The sequence below is a fragment of the Methylobacterium sp. D48H genome (assembly GCF_053345715.1).
Map to the genome: position 1 here is coordinate 156,106 of NZ_JBKFAP010000001.1, position 15,118 is coordinate 171,223.

A 15,118-nucleotide genomic window follows, 5' to 3' on the forward strand; every position below is an offset into this window, starting at 1 on the left:
ATGGCCCGGGCTCCCCTGCCCCTGACGCTCACCCTCGACACCGCGGCCGCGGCGCCGCTACACGCGCAGCTCCGGGAGGGCCTGCGCGCGGCGATCCTCGAGCGCCGGCTGCCGCGCGGGGCCCGGCTCCCGGCCTCGCGGGTCCTGGCCGCCGACCTCGGCTGCGCGCGCGGGACCGTCGTCCTGGCGCTGGAGCAGCTGACCGCGGAGGGCTACCTGACGGCGCGGCCGGGCTCCGCGACGCGCGTCGCCGCGACCCTGCCGGACGACGCGCTGCCCGCGCCCGGCCCCCTCCGACGCCCGGGGGACGAGCCGGCCCCGACCCTGTCCCGTCGGGGCACCCGCCTCGTGTCCGCTTCGAGCCGGCGCTACATGGCGGGTCCGGGCGTGCCCGACGCCTTCGCGCTGGGCCGGCCGGCGCAGGACGCTTTCCCCTTCGAGGTCTGGGGTCGCCTGCTCCAGGCCGAGTGGCGCCACGGCCCGACCGAGCGGCCGGACCCGCGCGGCTCGCCGGCCCTGCGCGCCGCCATCGCCGCCTACCTGGCGCAGGCGCGCGGCGTCGCCTGCGAGGCCGACGACGTCATCGTCACCGCGGGTATCCGACAGAGCCTGCGCCTGCTCGCCGAGTTGCTCCTCGATCCCGGCGAGACCGCCCTGGTCGAGGAGCCCGGCTTCCCGGGCATCGCGCAGGCCCTCGCCGGCGCCGGCCTGAACCCCATCCCCGTCCCGGTCGGTCGCGGGGGCCTGTCGGTGGCCCTGGCCGCCGCGGGGGCGCCCGGCGCGCGGCTCGCGGTGGTGACGCCGGCCCACCATTACCCTCTCGGGCACGCCATGAGCCTGGAGAACCGCCTCGACCTGCTGGCCTGGGCCGAGGCGGTCTCGGGCTGGATCGTGGAGGACGATTACGACGGCGCCTACCGCTACGCTGGACGCCCGCTCGCGCCGCTGCGCGCCCTCGATCGCGGCGGCCGGGTGATCTACGTCGGCAGCTTCTCGAAGCTGCTGCTGCCCGCCCTCGGCCTGAGCTACCTCGTCCTGCCCCGCGGCCTCGTCGCGCCGGTCAATCAGGCGCTGGCCGAGACCGGTCCCGCCCCGCCCGGGATCGGCCAGTGGGCGCTGGCGCGCTTCATCGAGGACGGCCACCTCGCCGGCCATCTGCGCCGGACGCGCCGCCTCTACGCCCTGCGCCAGGAGGCGCTGATTGAGGCCGCGCGCCGCCACGCCGGGGACGTCGCGGCGATCGCCGCCATGGAAGGCGGGATGCACGTCATCGCCCGGCCGGGGCCGGCCTGGCGCCCGGCCCTCACCGACGTGGCCGCCGCGGCGGCGCTCGGCCGCGCGGGGATCTCGGCGGTCGCGCTCTCGGCCTACCACGCCGGTCCGGCGGAGCCGGGCCTGCTCCTCGGCTACGCCGCCGTGCCCGAGCGGGCGATCGAGCCGGCGGTGCGGCGCATGGCGGAGGCCCTGCGGGCGGCGGTCAGTGGAGGATCGCGCCCGTCTCCATGAACCGGTTCAGCCGCTCGACCAGCGGCGCGATTATCACCCGCTCGTACTGCGGCAGCAATCCGCGCCGCGCGTGGGCCACGTTGGCCTCAGCCTGCTCGCGGGCGAGGCGGTGCCAGCGCGCCCGGTCGTCCCGGCACGCGGCCCAGGCGCGCTCGATCGACCGGAACACGAGCGGCAGGCGCTCGGTCGGGTCGGACACGAGGTCGTAGTGGTGGTCGATCAGGCCGCCGAAGGTCTCGAAGCCCAGCTCGGACAGCCGCGCGACGGCGCGCGGCGCGCCCACCGTCACGAAGGGCAGGCCCGTCGCCGCCGCCTTGATCGCCTTCTCGGTGATCCGCTCGACGCCCGGCTCGAAGAAGTCGGTCTCCGAGATGACGGTCAGGTCGCACGCCGCGTAGGCCTGGGTGTCGAGGGTCATGACCATGTCGGTGCCCTGATCGGCATCGATCCGCCGCGCCCGGCGCGGGATCCAGCTGCCGACATCGGCGAGCAGCGGCCCGAAGGCCGCCTCGATCTCCGGCGGGGCGTGGAAGACGTCGATGCCGCCCGCCTTCGGGTTGTCCTCGCCGATGCCGTGGAAGGAGATCAGCCCGTCCCGATCCAGCCCGCTGAGCTGGAACCAGCGGTAGAGCAGCACCCGGTGCCAGCGCAGCGCCGCGTTCTGGCAGAGGAACCGGGCCGGGCCGGCGGCGCGGGCGAAGGGCGCGTAGCCGGTGCGGTCGAGGGGGTGCTGGGGGAAGAGCCGCGGACCCTCGGCGTCGTCCAGCCAGAGGGCGACCTGGAGCGGGAAGAACTCGAAGGTCCAGAACCGCAGGCCCTCGCCGTAGAGGCGCTCGTAGTCGAGCCGCAGCAGCCGGTTCTGCGTGACCAGGATCACCCGCTCGCGCGGGATCCCGCGGTCTTCGAGGTTCCGGTGCAGCGCCTCGAAGGTCGGGGCGTGCAGGCCCGGCCCCTCGTTCGAGAGGTCGAGGAGCAGCGCGGCGCGCCCGGCGCGGAGGTTCTCGGCGTCCCCCGGTTCGAGGAGGTCGAGGCGCCCGTTCGCCTCCGGGAAGCCGAGGCGCACGAAATCGAGGACCGGCAGGCAGAGGACGTGGTTCGCCGGGCCGGGTTGGGCGGTGACGGTGACCCGCTTGCCCAGCCAGCCGAGGGCCGCCGGCAGGAAGTGCCCGGCCTCGCCCCGGGGGACGAGCAGGATCTCGGACGGGACTGGCCCGGATAGGACTGGCCCGGATTGGACTTGGCTCATCGTGACGCCCGTGCGGCCGGTTCGGACGCGGTCCGCCGCCGCGGGACCGCGCCGAGCCGGATAAAGCCTCGGCGCGGGTGCGTCGAGGTCAGGCCGGGACCGGCTCGGCGGCGCGCACCGGGGTCGGGCCGGCCCGGTAGGCCGCCGAGGCCTCCTCGGTCCGCCAGCAGGCGACGCGGTGGCCGGGGGCGATCTCGGCGACCGGCGGCATCTCCCGGCGGCAGCGTTCTTCCGCCAGGAAGCAGCGCGGCGCGAACGGGCAGCCCGGCGGGCGGTTGGCGAGGTCGGGCGGGCTGCCCGGGATGGTCTGGAGCCGGGAGCCCTTGGCGAGCGCCCCCTCGGCCCGGCTGCGCAGCAGGCCGATCGTGTAGGGATGGTGCGGGTTCAGCACCACCTGATGCGCCGTGCCGGTCTCCACGATCTTGCCCGCGTACATCACGGCGATCCGGTCGGCGACCTCGACCGCCGCGCCGAGATCGTGGGTGACGATCACGATCGACAGGCCGAGGTCGCGCTGCAGCTCGCGGAGCAGCAGCAGCACCTGGATCTGCACCGTGGCGTCGAGCGCCGTGGTCGGCTCGTCGGCGAGCAGGACCTGCGGCCGGCAGGCCAGCGCCAGCGCGATCATGGCGCGCTGGCGCATGCCGCCCGACATCTCGTGCGGGTAGTTGTCGAGCCGCCGCTCCGGGCTCGGGATCCGCACCCGCTCGAACAGGGCGAGCGCGCGCTTGCGGGCCTCGTCCTTGGAGATCGTCTCGTGGCGCAGGATCGCCTCGGTGATCTGCCGGCCGACCGTGTAGACCGGGTCGAAGGCGAGCAGCGGCTCCTGGAAGATCATCGAGACGTCGCCGCCGCGGAAATCGGCGAGCTGGCGCCGGGTCAGCGCCTGCACGTCCTTGCCGGCGGCCCGGATGCCGCCCTCGATCCGGCTGCGCCCCTCCGGGAACAGCCGCAGGATCGCCCGCAGGGTCACGCTCTTGCCGGAGCCGGATTCGCCGATGAGCGCCAGCGCCTGCCCGCGCTCCAGGCTCAGGTCGACGCCGTCGACGACCTGCACCTTGCCGAAGGCGACGCGCAGGTTCTCCAGGGCGACCGCGGGTTCTGAACCGGACATCGGGGTGCTCATGCTGCCAGCGCGCCCGCGGGCGCCGCGGAGTGGCCGGAACCCGGCTGGCGGGCGAGGCAGGCGACGCGGTGCAGCGGCCGGATCGTGTCGAGGGGCGGCTCCGTCCGGCCGCAGACCTCCTCCGCCAGGGCGCAGCGCGGGTGGAAGCGGCAGCCCGCGGGCGGGTCGATCGGGTTCGGCGGGTCGCCCGCGAGCAGCGCCGCCTGGGTGCGGTTGTCGGGATCGAGCGACGGCATCGAGGCGAGCAGCGCCTCGGTGTAGGGGTGCGCCGGCGCGTCGAGCACCGTGTCGGACGGGCCGATCTCGGAGACCCGGCCGAGATACATCACCATCACCCGGTCGGAGATGAAGCGCACGACGTTCAGGTCGTGGCTGATGAAGATGTAGGTCAGGCCGAACTCGGCCTTGAGGTCGAGGAGAAGGTTCAGGACCTGCGCCTCGACCGACTTGTCGAGCGCCGAGACCGCCTCGTCGAGGAGGACCAGCCGCGGCTCCAGGGCGAGCGAGCGGGCGATGTTCACCCGCTGGCGCTGGCCGCCGGAGATCTCGTGCGGGTAGCGGCCGGCGAAGCGCTTCGGCTCCAGCCCGACCCGGGCGAGCAGCCCGCGGGCGCGCTCCACCGCCTCGCGGGCGGGCACGCCGTTGACCTTCGGGCCGAAGGCGATCGACTGCTCGACGGTCATGCGCGGATTGAGCGACGCGTAGCTGTCCTGGAACACCATCTGGGCCTGGCGGCGGTAGGATCGCCAGGGCATGGCGCGCTCGCCGACCGGCTGGCCGTCGTACAGCATGGTGCCGGAATCGCGCTCGATCAGGCCCATGAGCAGCTTGGCGGTCGTCGACTTCCCGCAGCCGGATTCGCCGACGATGCCGAGCGTCTCGCCCTTCAGGACATCGAAGTCGACGCCGTCGACGGCGCGGACGACCTGCTTCTTGCCCCCGGCCTTGCGGACCGGGAAGTGCTTGACGAGGCCGGAGACCGACAGGAGCGGCTGGCCGGGTCCGCCGCGATCGCGGGCGAACGGATCGGGGGCGTCCGGGATGACGCTCACTGGCGAATCTCCATGGCGGACCGGAGCCCGTCCGAGAACAGGTTGAAGGCGATCGAGACGATGAAGATGCAGACGCCCGGGAGGGCGGCCACGACCGGATTGACGTAGATCGCGGTGCGCAGGGTGTTGAGCATCAGGCCCCATTCGGGCTCGGGCGGGCGCACGCCGAGGCCGAGGAACGAGAGGCCGGAGGCCAGGATCATCGAGACCGAAATCAGGCTGGTCGCGTAGACGAAGATCGGCCCGACGACATTGCCGAGCACCTGCACGCGCATGATCGTCAGGGCCGAGGCGCCCGACAGCTTGGCGGCGTCGATGTAGTCGCGCTTCCGGATGCCCGTGGTGACGCTCTCGGCGACGCGGGCGATCTGGGGCACGAACACGCAGGTCAGCGACACGATCGAGTTGAAGATGCCGGCGCCGAGTGCCCCGGACAGCGCGATCGCCAGCAGCACCGACGGGAAGGCGAAGAAGACGTCGATGGTGCGCATCAGGATCGTGTTGGTCCAGCCGCCGACGTAGCCGGCGAGGATCCCGATCGCGGAGCCGATCACGAAGGCGATCAGCACCGGCGTGACGCCGATGAACAGCGAAAGCCGCGAGCCCAGCATCAGCCGGCTGATCATGTCGCGGCCGAGCTCGTCGGATCCGAGCCAGTAGGTGGCGTCGCCGACGTGCCTGAGGCGGCGCAGCATGGAGCCCTTGTAGGGGTCCATCGGGGTGATCCAGGGCGAGAGGATCGCGATCAGCACGACGATCAGGATCACTGCGCCCGCGCCCATGGCGACGGGGTCGCGCACGAGCCGGTGGCCGACATGGCCCCAGAAGCCCCGCGACGGGGCGAAGGCGGCCTCGGGCCCGTGGGTCACGTCCTCGGCGGCGAGGACGCCGCCGTCGAGGGCCACGGAGGCCGCGGTGACGGGAACGGTCATCGTCGGGCTCCGGCTCAAGCGCGCTCGATGCGCGGGTCGAGGGCGGTCTGCATCACGTCCACCAGCAGGTTGAGGAGCACGAAGAACATCGCCAGCACGAGGATCGAGCCCTGGAGCAGGGGCAGGTCGCGCTGGAAGATCGCGGCGTTGAGAAGGAAGCCGGTGCCCGGCCACGCGAACACGGTCTCGACCAGGATCGAGCCGCCGAGCAGGTAGCCGAGCTGCAGGCCCATGATGGCGAGCGCGGTCGGGGCGGCGTTGCGCACGACGTGGCGGAACACGCCGCGCTCGTCCATGCCCTTGGCGCGCAGGGCCTCGACGAAGTCCTGGGACAGGATGTCGGCCACCAGCGCCCGGACCGTGCGGGCGATGATGCCCATCGGGATCACCGACATCGTGATGGCCGGCAGGATCAGGTAGCGCAGGTGCTCGAAGTCGGGCCGCCAGTTGCCGGAGCCGTCGGGCCCGGCTCCGGTGGGCGGCAGCCAGCCGAGATTGGCCGAGAACACGATCACCAAGACCATGCCGAGCCAGTAGTGCGGCACGCTCACGCCGAAGACCGACACGGCCGAGGCGGCCCGGTCGGCCAGGGAGTTGCGGTGATAGCCCGCCACGAAGCCGAACAGGGTGCCGAAGGTGAAGCCGATCACGGTCGCCACCGAGGCGAGGATCAGCGAGTTCACCACGGCGCGGCTGACCTCGCCGAGCACCGGCCGGCCGGTGGCGATCGAGGTGCCGAGATCGCCGTGCAGCACGTGCCAGAGCCAGATCAGGTACTGGACCGGCAGCGGCTTATCGAAGCCGTAGGCGGCCCGCATCTCGTCGATGGTGGCCTGGGTGGCGTCGGCGGGCAGGACCGCGCTCAGGGGATCGCCCGGCGCGAGGTGGACGAGGAGGAAGCAGACGACGCTGACCCCGAACGCCACGGGCGTCACGTAGACCAGCCGTTTGAGGATGTAGAGCAGCATTCAAGGGCCTGTTGTCGACTCAGCCGAGACTATTCCCCTCCCTCTTGTGGGGAGGGGTCAGGGGTGGGGGCGATTCAGGAGGCACCGCAACGCCCTATCCTGCACCACCCCCACCTCCGGCTCCTCCCCACAAGGGGGAGGAGAGAGGCGCCCCGTTACGCTACCGCCCCGCGGTCGCCATCGTAATCTTCGAGAAGTCCTGGAACCAGTTCTGCGCCTGGACGAAGCCCTTCACCTTGGGGCTCATCGCGCGCGGATTGACGTCGTGCGTGATCATGATGAACAGCGCGTCATCGACGTACTTCTCGTGGACCTTCTCCAGGACCTTCGTCTGCTCGGCCTTGTCGAAGGTGTTGCGGACCTGATCGAACAGCTTGTCCATCGCCGGATCGCAGTAATAGCCCCAGTTCGTGCCGTTCGGCGGGGCGAAGTTGCACTGCAGGTGGCGGATGAAGCCGGTGAAGGGGTCCTGGATGAAGTACGAGTAGTTGATCGCCGAGACGCCGCGGGAGATGTCGGCCTTGGCCCCGGCCCGCCAGATGTTGATCAGCGTGTTCCACTCCACGACCTCGTAATCGACCTGGATGCCCACGTCGGCGAGGTTCTGCTGGACGAACTCGTTCATCGGCAGCGGCTGCATCTGGCCCGAGCCCGAGGCCGAGATCGCGACCTTGAGCTTCAGGGGCTTGGCCGCGCTGTAGCCCGCCTCGGCCAGCAGCTTCTTGGCGGCCTCCGGATCGTACTTGATGTCGAAGGTCGGGTGGCCGAACCACTGGTGGCCGGGCGGCATGAAGCCCTTGGCGGGGATCGCGAGGCCGCCGAGCAACTCCTTCAGCCCGTCACGGTCGATGGCGAGGTTGGCGGCCTTGCGGACGCGGATGTCGTTCCAGGGCGAGCCCTCGACCCGCGACAGGTGCCACGTCCAGTTATGCGGATAGGCGTTGGTGACGATGGTGAAGCCGGCGCTCTTCAGCGAGGCTACGGAATCGGGTGCCGGCGCCTCGATCCAGTCGACCTGACCGGAGCGCAGGGCGGCCGTCCGGGCGTTGGCCTCCGGCAGCGGGATCAGCACGAGCTTGTCGAGCTTCGGCACGCGGTCCTTGTCCCAGTACTCCTTGAACGGCACCATCTCGGCGCGCTCGCGCGGGGCGAACAGGGTCAGTTTCCACGGGCCGGTGCCCGAGGGCTGCTTGGCGAAGGCGTCCCAGGATTTTCCGAGCTTTTCCCATTGGGCCGGCGACGACATCATGATCCAGGCGATCTGATAGGGCAGCGTCGCGTCGGGGGCCTTGGTGGTGATCTCGACGGTCAGCGGGTCGACCACCCGGTAGCTCGCGACAGCCGGGATGCGGGTCTTGCCCTGCGCGGACTGGCGCGGGTCGTATTGCGGCGCGTCGGCCTTCAGGAGCTTGTCGAGGTTCCAGACCACCGCGTCGGCGGTGAAGTCCGAGCCGTCGTGGAATTTCACGCCCGGCCGGAGCTTGAAGGTCCACTTGGTCTTGTCGGTGGCGTCGACGCCCCAGCTGGTGGCGAGCCCCGGCACGAGGTCGGAGGCCAGCTCGGCGCTCGACAGGTCCCAGTTGATGAGGCCGTCGTAGACCGTGTAGCCCATGAACCGCATACCCTCGCCGCCGTTGTCGGTCTGGCCGGTGGTCAGCGGGATGTCGGAGGCGGTCATGCCGATCCGCAGCGTCCCCTGCGCGAGGGCAGCGGTGCTCGCGGAGAGCGCCAGGGCACCGGCCAGCGCCGCACGGGCGCCGAGTTTTCTCAGACGGGACAGCATCTTGGGTCGGGTACTCGCGTTGGTCCGCGCCAGACGGCGCGGAATACGCTCGACCGTATGCAAGCCCGCGGCCACACGCCCCCGCCGGGGCGCGGGCCGCTCCGCGGCTAGTCCGCGTCGATCAGGCTCACGTGGGCTGCGACCACCCGCCAGCCCTCCGGGAAGCGCGCCCAGGTCTGGCTCTGGCGACCGATCTTCCCCGGTGCGTTGGCGCGGGTGAACAGCGTCATCGCGGTGGCGAAGTCGCGCCCGTAGGTGGTGATCTGCGTCCGCGCCAGGGTCCGCTCCAGGCCCACCGGGGAGCGGGCCCGGCGGAAGGCGCGGATCGCGTCCATGCCGTAGAGGTTCTCGCCGATCCCGTAGCGGATGGTCAGCGGATCGTCCCGGAACAGCGCCTCCAGGGTCGGGACGTCGTTGGTGGTCAGCGCCGTCTCGTAGGCCCGGAACGCGGCCTCGACCTCGGCCTTCACGGCGGGATCGTCGATGATCATCGGTCAAGCTCCGCGATGGGCGCCGCGCTGACGCCGGTCCGTTCGAGATGGCGCGCCGCGCGCAGGACGAGATCCTCGCGCCAGGGGGCGGCGATGATCTGGACCCCCAGCGGCAATCCGGCGTCCAGCCGGACCGGCGCCGCCACGACCGGGAGGCCGATGAAGGAGATCGGCTGCGTGAACACCCCGATATTGGCGCGCACCGGCAGCGTCACGCCGTCGAGGACGAAGTGGGTCTGGCCGCCCCTCGGCGCGCGGCAGGGCGTGGCTGGGGCCAGGATCACGTCGACGGTCTCGAACAGCTCCAGCACCCGCGCCCGGTACCAGCGGCGGAACCGCTGCGCCCGCTCCACGTGGGGCGCCGGGATCATCGCCCCGGCGATCAGCCGGTCGCGCACCGCCGGGTCGAAATCCTGCGGCCGGGTGCGGAGACGGTCGAGGTGGAGCGTGGCGCCCTCCGCGGCGGTGATCAGATAGGCGGCCGCGCGGGCGCGGTGGGCCTCCGGCAGCTCGACGGTGCGCCGCGCGCCGAGCGCCTCGGCGGCGCGCGCCACCGCCGCGAAGGCTTCCGGATCGCCGTTGCGGGCGAAATGGCCGCCGGCCACCGCGACGCGCAGGCCGTCGATCCCCGCCTCGAGCCGCGGCAGGACCGGCTCCGCCGGGCGGAGCGTCGCCACCGGATCGTCCGGATCGGGGCCCTGCATGGCGTCGTAGGCGAGCGCGAGATCGGTCACGCTCCGGGCCATCGGGCCGAGATGGTCGAGGCTGCCCACGAAGGGGAAGCTCCCCGCGCGGGTCAGCCGGCCGTAGGTCGGCTTGAGGCCGAAGCAGCCGCAGAACGCGGCGGGGACGCGGATCGAGCCGTTCGTGTCCGAGCCCAGCGTGAGCGGCACCATCCCGGCGGCGATGGCCGCGCCCGAGCCGCCCGACGAGCCGCCGGTCATGTGATCCAGGGCGTGCGGGTTGTGGGCGTCGCCGTCGTGGATGTTCTCGCCGGTGAAGTCGTAGGCGTACTCACCCATGTTGAGGGCGCCGACGAGGATCGCCCCCGCGGCCTCCAGGCGCCGGACCAGGGCGCCGTCCCGCTCGGCCGGCGGCCGCTCCCGGTTGATCTTCGATCCGGCGCGGGTCGGCAGGCCGTCGATGTCGATCAGGTTCTTCACCGCGAACGGCACGCCGGCCAGCGGGCCCGGCGACGCACCCTCGCGGCGCGCCGCGTCCTGCGCGTCGGCCCGGGCCAGGGCGCGGGCGGACAGCACGTCGGTGAAGGCGCCGACCCGGTCGTCGAGGCGCCCGATCCGGTCGAGCGCCGCCGTGACGGCCTGCCGCGCGGTGGTCCGGCCATCGGCGATCGCTGCGGCGATCGCCGTTGCCGTCGAGGAATCGCTCGCGCTCACGCTTCGAACCTCGGGGCCGCGTCGATCTCGTCGGCGAGCGGGAAGGCCTCCACAAGCTCGGCCGCCGCGGCCAGGACGCGCAGATTCGCGGTCACCGGGGCGATCCACGCGGGGTCGAGGGTGAGGCCGAGGAGGGCCGCCGCGGCCGCGGCGTAGCTCTCGGGATCGTACGGGGGGCGGGTCTCGGACATGGAACTCCTCAGGCCGATCGCGCGGGACGCGATCGATCGCGGCAAGCAGGCCCTGTGCCGCGAGCCCGCGCGCAGTGCCGCGAACCGGCGCGCCCGCGTGCCTAGATCATAGGCAGGCAGGGACGTGCTGGCGATGGATTCGATGCGCTCCGATCCATGTGCACAAGAATTAGGCTGTGGCGGGAGGGCAGTTTCCGGGCACGCCTGCGCGCCGGAGCGGAATCGCGACCCCTCGCGGGATCGAAGGTCCGGCAACGAATACGCTGTCGATTTTGCAGGTCTGCTTTGTGATGGAAGTATAGGTCCGTCCAGCGGACAGCTGCGCCACGGGCGCCGGGCGAACACGAATCTTGTCTTCGCCCGGCGCGCGACCCATCTAGGGCTGGCAGGCAAGTCCAGGGGATGGATGCGCGCCCACCTGTCGAGCACCGAAGCCCCTGCCCGCCGCCGGCCTGAGGTATTTCCGCACCGCGGGTCGAAACTCTTACAGAGTGGGCCGGGATTGTCGCTGGACCGACCGCCTGCGCAGGTCTCGCCGATTGCATCTCGCGTGAAGCTCTGATTAAGGGCTCTGCGATCTTCGAACAATGGTCCGACCCGAGCGTTCAGACGCAGGCCGAACGCTCGGGTCGGACCATCGGTACAGCCGGTGGATCGGTGCGGTTCCGGGGCGCGGGGATGGCGTCGGAACCTGCAGACTCCGTACGTGCCCGGCCCCGCCGGATGTCCCCGCGACACGCGAGACGTACCCAACTGAGAAAGGTCAGATGAGCGCATTCGACTACAGGAATTTCGACGATCGTCGCCAGAACTCGCAGAACGCCAAGGCCGCCCTGCTGGCCAAGTTCAAGGCTCGCCCCGCGGCCGATGACCCCGAGGTGATCGCCAAGGCGAAGGCCCGCGCCGAGGTCGCCAAGGCCCGCGAAGAGCGCTCCCGCGAGCGCGAGGCTGCCCGGATCGCCGCCGAGCGGAAGGCCGCCGAGGAGAAGCGTCAGCGGGAGGAGGCGGAACTCGCCGCCCAGATCGCCCGCGAGGCCGCCGAGCTGGCCGCCGCGCAGGAGCGCAAGTCGGCCGACCTGGCCGCCAAGAAGGCCCAGCGCGACGCGCGCTACGCGGCCCGCAAGGCGAAGGTCAAGACCAAGCGCTGAGCGCCGGCCGTCGGCTCACCCGAGCTTCGGACGCCCACGACGCCCGCCCCCGAGGCGGGCGTCGTCGCGTTCGGGGGGCGCGTCCGCACGCGGCAACCAACGCGCGCGGCAACGCGTTGAGGGCTGCCGAACCGCGACGCGCCCGTCCGGCGCGGGCAGCCGAGGCCGCGATGCTGTCCCGATCCCGACTGGTTCTCCCCGCGGTCCTCGTCCTCGCCGCCGTGTCCGTCGCCGTCGCGCCCCGGACGACCCGCGCGCAGGGGGCGGACTCGGTCATGGCCTGCGAGACGCTGATTGCCGCCCGGCGGATCGACGCGGCCTCGGGCAGCGGTGGCCCCGCCCCCACGGAGGCCGGCTGTCGGCGGATCCCGCGCAGCGCGATCGGCACCGTGGAGCAGCGGGCCCTGATCGGCGGGGCGCCCTACGAGTGCCTGACCGTCGCCGTCGCGGGTCCGTGCCGCTGGATCGTGCCCTGACGCGAAGGCTGTCGATTATTGCCGGAGCCCGCACTCTGACCAAGCTTCACGGGTGATCGAGACGCTCTATCTGTGTCCCGAGCGAGTGAGGTCCGAACGTCAGTATGCCGAGTACCCTGGCAAGCACGCGCGTATCGATCGCGGCAGCGACCTGGATCGTCTCGGCCCTGGCCTGCGGGGCCGCCCGCGCCGAGCCGCCGATCCGGAGCCCGGAGGACGCGGCCTGCCGCAACGAGGCCCGCGCGAAGGTGTTCTCGGCGCCCAACCCGCAGGGTCTCGAACTCGAGGAGATCGGGCGCCGGATCTACTTCGCCTGCATGGACCGCGTCGCGAAGGCGGCCGCACCGGCGGCGAAGCGGGGTGGCCGGCGCCATCGGCACCGGCGGCATTGACCCGCGACGCGGGGGTCAGGCGTCGAGCGGCGCGCCGATCCGGGCGCGGAGCCGCAGCCGCAGGGCTTCGTGCCCGCCTTCGGCATCGAGGGCGGCCATCAGGCGGAGCAGCTGGCTGAGCGGGGTCGACCGGCTCTCGACCGCGTCGGCGATCTGCTCCGGCAGCGACTTGGCGACCGGTACGAAGCGCGGTGCCGGGCCGGCCTGGTGAGTCTGGGGCATGCGAGGCGCTCGTCCTTCGAAGGAGTCCAGATTGGCGGGCGGGTCGCTACGCCTTTCGATCGACGGGCACCAGTCCTTTTCGCGTGAATACGTAGCCGGCATCGCTCCGCGTCACCGCGCTGCAACAGCGTGGCGGGAATGTGTGGATGATGCCGGACCCGCCGCGGAATCCGCTTGCCGGGCCGGCGCTCAGCCGCTCGCCAGCGGCGACTCCGCGAATCGGTGGAGCAGATCCTCGGGGTCCCGGTAGATCGCCGCGCAGCCGGCCGCCCTCAGGTCCGCCTCCGGAAAGCCGCCGCAGAGGAGGCCGACGGTGCGCAGGCCCGCCTTCGCGGCGGCCTCGGCGTCGTAGGGGGTGTCGCCGACGACGATGATCGCGTCGGGCGGGACGCCGTCGAGCTTCGCCAGGGCGGCCTCGAAGATGTCGGGGTGCGGCTTGGACCGGTCTGCGTCGTCCGAGCTCGTGGCGACGTCGACGAGGTCTCCAATCTCCAGGATCTCGGTGTAGTGCTCGACCTCGGAGCGCTTGCCCGACGAGGCGAGCGCGATCTTCAGCCCGGCGGAGCGGATGTGCTCGAACAGCGGCCGGACACCCGGGAACGGCCGGACCTCGGACAGGTAGCGCCGCTTGAACAGGTCGGAGCGGTAGGCCTCGATGGTCTCGCCCTCCCGCGCGATCCGCTCCTCCGACAGGAAGACCGGCATCAGCTCGTCGCCGCCCTTGCCGATCTGCCGGCGGACTTCGGCGAAGCCGGTTTCCACGCCGAAATGCGCGAAGGCCTCCACCCAGGCGCGGGCATGCAGGTCGACGCTGTCGAGCAGCGTCCCGTCGATGTCGAAGATCACCGCGCTCATCGCAGCCCCGTCGCGGAGCCCTGCGCCCGCATCAGGCCGGACAACCTGCCGGCGCCCGGCCTGTTCCGCGCCGGGCCCACGAACGACGGAAGCCCGCCCCTGCGCGAGGGGCGGGCTCCGGGAAAGGCCGTGGTGGCGCCGCGGCGCCGACCCTTCAGTGCATCGAGGCCGGGGTCCGGGCAGGCTTCGCCTTGGCGGCGAGGCCGGCGGTCACCGCGGCCTTGGAGGCGCGGGCGGGCTTCGGGGCCGCCGGCTTCGCGGCGGCCTTCACGGCCGCGGGCTTGGCAGCGGCGGTCTTCGACGCGGCGGGCTTGGCAATGGCGGTCTTGGTGGCAGCGGTCTTGGCGACCGGCTTGGCGACCGGCTTGGCGGCGGTCTTCACCGGCGCGGCCTTCGCGGCGGCCTCGACGGGCTTGGCGGCCTCGACCGTCTCGGACGCGGCGGCCGCGAGCATCGCGTTCGCGCGCAGCTCGGACTCGGCGCGGATCCAGTGGGCCGCAGCGTGCCCGTGAATCCGGCCCTCGTTCTCCCAGATGTAGTAGGCGCACTCGCGCACGTGGTGCTCGCTGATCAGCATGCGGTCGATCTCCTGTCCGTCCCGGGGACAACGATGGGAGAGCCGGGTTAAGCGTCGGTTAACCCTGCCGCCGGCGACCGGTCGCGGTGCGCGCGCTTCGGGCCGCCCTATTGGGCGATCCCCAGCACCCGCCGCGCCTCGGTCAGCAGCACGGCGTGCCGGGCCGCGCCCGGACCCTGATCCGGCGCCTCGCGGCCGGCCCGGGCGATCAGGTCCTGGAAGCGCCGCCGGTCGAGGGCGCGGTGCCCGATGCTGGCGAGGACCGCGCTCAGGACGGTCCGGACCGCCTCGGTGCGCTCGTCGGCCATCGCGGCGGCTTCGGACGCGGCCGCGTTCGCCTGCGCGTCCACCTGCGTCTCGGCCCGCGCGGTCGTGGCCGCCTCCGAGCGGGTCTGCGCCTCCGCGAGCGCCGCGGCGAGGCGCTGCCCCTCCTGCCAGGCCTGGTCGTGCTGATGCGTGCGCAGCGCGAGCAGCACCTTGAGCGAGGCCGCTTCCGCGCGCGCCGCGTCCAGCTTGGCTTGGGCCTCGCGCAGATCCTTCAGCAAGTCCTGCGCGAGGGTCTGGTCCGCGGTCATGTCCACTGCCGGCTCCTCTGGCGTTCGACGGCGTTCGTCCTGTCGCGCCGTCGGCCGAATGTCCACTCTCGCGCGCCGGCGGGACCGGACGACAGGTTGAGAAAATCCGATCGCCGGTCCACATGGGAGGCGGCGCCTCGGGGCGCCTGTCCCGGCCGGCCTTGAACCGGCGCAGCGGAGT

General features: G+C 72.4%; 17 protein-coding genes. 4 read left to right on the forward strand and 13 right to left on the reverse strand.

Annotated features, from left to right (window positions below; all coding sequences use genetic code 11):
• Complete coding sequence (gene pdxR / locus ACLBX8_RS00890) at window positions 1-1,506, forward strand: MocR-like pyridoxine biosynthesis transcription factor PdxR (protein WP_447697641.1); 1,506 nt, start codon at window positions 1-3, stop codon at window positions 1,504-1,506.
• Here pdxR and ACLBX8_RS00895 read toward each other — a convergent pair.
• From ACLBX8_RS00895 to ACLBX8_RS00935, 9 genes are all read right to left on the reverse strand, one after another.
• The gene (locus ACLBX8_RS00895; RefSeq protein ID WP_447714484.1) at window positions 1,478-2,752 is read right to left on the reverse strand and encodes a hypothetical protein; all 1,275 of its coding nucleotides are present in this window, start codon (window positions 2,750-2,752) and stop codon (window positions 1,478-1,480) included. The two genes, pdxR and ACLBX8_RS00895, sit on opposite strands and share 29 nt — an antisense overlap.
• Window positions 2,753-2,840: 88 nt before the next feature.
• Window positions 2,841-3,866 (reverse strand): ABC transporter ATP-binding protein, encoded by a 1,026-nt coding sequence (locus ACLBX8_RS00900; RefSeq protein WP_354454233.1) that lies wholly within the window; start codon window positions 3,864-3,866, stop codon window positions 2,841-2,843.
• 8 nt (window positions 3,867-3,874) lie between these two features.
• Window positions 3,875-4,930: an ABC transporter ATP-binding protein gene (locus ACLBX8_RS00905; protein WP_447714485.1), complete on the reverse strand. Its 1,056-nt coding sequence runs from the start codon at window positions 4,928-4,930 to the stop codon at window positions 3,875-3,877.
• Window positions 4,927-5,862, reverse strand: a complete 936-nt coding sequence (locus tag ACLBX8_RS00910; protein ID WP_020093449.1) for an ABC transporter permease — start codon at window positions 5,860-5,862, stop codon at window positions 4,927-4,929. Before ACLBX8_RS00910 ends, ACLBX8_RS00905 begins: the two co-directional genes overlap by 4 nt.
• A gap of 14 nt (window positions 5,863-5,876) precedes the next feature.
• On the reverse strand, window positions 5,877-6,830 hold the full coding sequence (locus ACLBX8_RS00915) for an ABC transporter permease (RefSeq protein WP_056522601.1): 954 nt from the start codon (window positions 6,828-6,830) through the stop codon (window positions 5,877-5,879).
• A 160-nt stretch (window positions 6,831-6,990) separates the two neighbouring features.
• Window positions 6,991-8,613, reverse strand: a complete 1,623-nt coding sequence (locus tag ACLBX8_RS00920; protein ID WP_447714486.1) for an ABC transporter substrate-binding protein — start codon at window positions 8,611-8,613, stop codon at window positions 6,991-6,993.
• A gap of 107 nt (window positions 8,614-8,720) precedes the next feature.
• On the reverse strand, window positions 8,721-9,104 hold the full coding sequence (gene hpxZ, locus ACLBX8_RS00925) for an oxalurate catabolism protein HpxZ (protein WP_447680622.1): 384 nt from the start codon (window positions 9,102-9,104) through the stop codon (window positions 8,721-8,723).
• Window positions 9,101-10,501 (reverse strand): AtzE family amidohydrolase, encoded by a 1,401-nt coding sequence (locus ACLBX8_RS00930; RefSeq protein ID WP_447714487.1) that lies wholly within the window; start codon window positions 10,499-10,501, stop codon window positions 9,101-9,103. Before ACLBX8_RS00930 ends, hpxZ begins: the two co-directional genes overlap by 4 nt.
• Window positions 10,498-10,692 carry a DUF4089 domain-containing protein gene (locus ACLBX8_RS00935; RefSeq protein WP_020093454.1) on the reverse strand — a complete coding sequence of 65 codons (195 nt, stop codon included), beginning with the start codon at window positions 10,690-10,692 and terminating at the stop codon, window positions 10,498-10,500. The genes ACLBX8_RS00930 and ACLBX8_RS00935 overlap by 4 nt, the downstream gene beginning before the upstream one ends.
• A gap of 767 nt (window positions 10,693-11,459) precedes the next feature.
• On the opposite strand from ACLBX8_RS00935, the gene ACLBX8_RS00940 reads away from it, so the two are divergent.
• From ACLBX8_RS00940 to ACLBX8_RS00950, 3 genes are all read left to right on the forward strand, one after another.
• Window positions 11,460-11,840 (forward strand): DUF6481 family protein, encoded by a 381-nt coding sequence (locus ACLBX8_RS00940; protein WP_447680619.1) that lies wholly within the window; start codon window positions 11,460-11,462, stop codon window positions 11,838-11,840.
• A gap of 170 nt (window positions 11,841-12,010) precedes the next feature.
• Entirely contained in the window at window positions 12,011-12,316 is a 306-nt protein-coding gene (locus ACLBX8_RS00945; protein WP_447714488.1) for a hypothetical protein, read from the forward strand.
• A 104-nt stretch (window positions 12,317-12,420) separates the two neighbouring features.
• Entirely contained in the window at window positions 12,421-12,708 is a 288-nt protein-coding gene (locus ACLBX8_RS00950; RefSeq protein ID WP_447714489.1) for a hypothetical protein, read from the forward strand.
• Between the two features lie 15 nt (window positions 12,709-12,723).
• On the opposite strand, the gene ACLBX8_RS00955 is transcribed toward ACLBX8_RS00950, so the two are convergent.
• From ACLBX8_RS00955 to ACLBX8_RS00970, 4 genes are all read right to left on the reverse strand, one after another.
• Window positions 12,724-12,930: a hypothetical protein gene (locus ACLBX8_RS00955; RefSeq protein WP_056522580.1), complete on the reverse strand. Its 207-nt coding sequence runs from the start codon at window positions 12,928-12,930 to the stop codon at window positions 12,724-12,726.
• A 189-nt stretch (window positions 12,931-13,119) separates the two neighbouring features.
• Window positions 13,120-13,785, reverse strand: a complete 666-nt coding sequence (locus tag ACLBX8_RS00960) for an HAD family hydrolase (RefSeq protein ID WP_447714490.1) — start codon at window positions 13,783-13,785, stop codon at window positions 13,120-13,122.
• Between the two features lie 154 nt (window positions 13,786-13,939).
• Entirely contained in the window at window positions 13,940-14,362 is a 423-nt protein-coding gene (locus ACLBX8_RS00965; RefSeq protein WP_447714491.1) for a DUF2934 domain-containing protein, read from the reverse strand.
• A 107-nt stretch (window positions 14,363-14,469) separates the two neighbouring features.
• Window positions 14,470-14,937 carry an atp-dependent helicase gene (locus tag ACLBX8_RS00970; RefSeq protein WP_447714492.1) on the reverse strand — a complete coding sequence of 156 codons (468 nt, stop codon included), beginning with the start codon at window positions 14,935-14,937 and terminating at the stop codon, window positions 14,470-14,472.
• Between the last annotated feature and the right edge of the window lie 181 nt (window positions 14,938-15,118).